Raw genomic sequence first — 1,792 nt, 5'->3', positions numbered from 1 at the left:
CTCCCTCTAGAAATGTTGATATATCAAGGTTTCTTGGCATCTTAGGGGTGCCAAAAAAATATTTTTCGACAAAATTCATCACATACTTTTTCATTTTTGTTGATATCTAACAGTCCATGGGTGCGCTTCGCGACCACTGGTTATTTTTGTATTTTTTCATACCAGTGGGGGGATGTGTATGCGATGCACCTTGGATCTCTGCATAGCTGATGAGGACGAACCCTCCCATGTCTCTGGGCATCCGTGTGCCAACATTCCTTCGTTCGGTCTCTTCACCAGGCAGAGGCCGGCTAAGCTCCTATAGGGACTCGAGGTCGAATGGTGAAAATCGTGCCAGCTTCTCCGTGTCATCTGGTTGTTTAGACAGTTTCCCTTGTCAAAGGAGGCGGCTCTAGGCTGCCTGTGCTTGAGTGGAGGTGAAAATATCTTGCATCATTCGTTCCTCATCAAATGCTTGTTGCTTCACACAAACCGCGTATAGAATTTTCAATAGCTTGCCACATAACACGACGATGGATTGTTTCTTACGCAACGGGTTGACGGGACGTGTCGTATAATACTCGTGCAAGGCTCGGAACGCCTTGTTATGGCGAATGAGTGGCATCATCGCCCGAAAGAGAAGGGCGCGTAGCCGTCTCCGTCCTCGCTTCGAGATTCGTTTTTGCCCCTTGTGTTGCCCCGAGGAGTTTTCTTTCAACGTCAAGCCCGCTAATTTGATCAGCTGCCGCGGATCTTGATACTGAGAAAAACTCCCGATTTCCGACAACAATTCCACAATCGTCGCATCTCCTAGCCCTGGAATCGTTTGAAGCCATTCATACTCCACCGTTGTTTGGGCAAGAGCCGTTAACTCTTCCGTCAACGCTGCGATCTCTTGTTCCAATTGGCGATATCGGCGAACCAACATGGCGATTTCGATACGGGCCATCTGTTGTCCTTGTGTGATCCCAATCGAATGGCGAGAGACCTCTACCAGCTTTTGAATTTTCGGTTTTTGCGGACATTGGAGTCCTTCGCTTTGACGATATCGCTCCATGAGCCCTTCGACCGTCTGATCGGCGATGTCCATCGGAAATGGCGTGTTTTCTAAGACAGCCAACGCGATTTTTCCGAACGACGGAAACACCTGCACAAACTCAGGAAAGTACCGATCCAGCCAGCGAATCATTTGATTGTGGACGGCATTCCGTTCCTTAACCAGCGACTCTCGAAACGTGCTTCCTGCCCGCAATTCCGCTTCCACCTCGTGAAGAATGCGTGGATAGCTAAAACGTCCGTCTTTGACCAGTCTTGCGATGACGAGGGCGTCTTTGGCATCGTGCTTCGTTGGCAAGTTGTCGTCCAGTTCTTTCGACCGTTTGACATGCATCGGGTTAACCATCACCAACGGGATCCCTTTTTCCTCGAGGAAATAGGCGAGATTCAACCAGTAATGTCCGGTCGGTTCGATTCCGACGATCACTTCCGTTTTGCCAAATTCCCTCATCGCCTCTTGGATCAACGCATAAAACTGCTCGAATCCGGCTCTTGACTGGAGCACTGGAAACCGCTTCTTCAGCTCCCTTCCCCGTACGTCCACCATCGCTGCAAAATGCTTTTGCTTGGCAATATCCATTCCAATTACTAATGTTTGATCGGTGACTTGTTCAATTTTGCGATTTTGTGTATAATTCATATTAAGTCCTCCTCGGTCTGATGATAGGGTCAACTTTCCATTGACACCCCTGCATCATACCAAGAGGGCTTTTTTCTTTCAAGTCCCCCGAAAACCTTTCTAACAGGAATGCTCCTA

At 48.5% G+C, this 1,792-nt stretch carries 1 protein-coding gene; it reads right to left on the bottom strand.

What is annotated here, in order from left to right:
* Positions 1–391: 391 nt before the first annotated feature.
* The gene (locus EKC99_RS15240; RefSeq protein ID WP_075039805.1) at positions 392–1,675 is read right to left on the bottom strand and encodes an IS110 family RNA-guided transposase; all 1,284 of its coding nucleotides are present in this window, start codon (positions 1,673–1,675) and stop codon (positions 392–394) included.
* Positions 1,676–1,792: the final 117 nt, after the last annotated feature.

Source organism: Anoxybacillus sp. MB8 (genome assembly GCF_011006755.1).
Lineage (GTDB): Bacteria > Bacillota > Bacilli > Bacillales > Anoxybacillaceae > Anoxybacillus > Anoxybacillus gonensis.
The sequence above is the reverse complement of the archived record's forward strand: the minus strand, read 5'-3'. Positions and strand labels throughout refer to the sequence as shown.